Annotated in this window: 1 protein-coding gene; it reads left to right on the forward strand. The window is 63.0% G+C overall.

Features of this window, described 5'->3' with window-relative positions:
• A partial coding sequence (locus ACMUVN_RS33300) for an alcohol dehydrogenase catalytic domain-containing protein (protein ID WP_414816056.1) occupies positions 1 to 349 on the forward strand: 349 nt, incomplete at both ends.

Consider the following 349-nt stretch of genomic DNA (forward strand, 5'->3'; position numbering starts at 1 on the left):
GGCGACGGGCATCTGCCACACCGATGATTTCACTTTGTCGGGCGCCGATCCGGAAGGCCTGTTTCCGGCCATCCTCGGCCATGAGGGCGCCGGCATCGTCGTCGATGTCGGCCCGGGCGTCACCTCGGTGAAGAAGGGCGACCATGTCATTCCGCTCTACACCCCGGAATGCCGCGAGTGCTATTCCTGCCTGTCCCGCAAGACCAACCTCTGCACCTCGATCCGTGCGACCCAGGGTCAGGGGCTGATGCCGGATGGCACCAGCCGCTTCTCGATCGGCAAGGACAAGATCCACCACTATATGGGCTGCTCGACCTTTTCGAACTTCACCGTGTTGCCGGAGATCGCC

The sequence above is a fragment of the Rhizobium sp. IY2 genome (assembly GCF_047532935.1).
Lineage (GTDB): Bacteria > Pseudomonadota > Alphaproteobacteria > Rhizobiales > Rhizobiaceae > Rhizobium > Rhizobium anhuiense.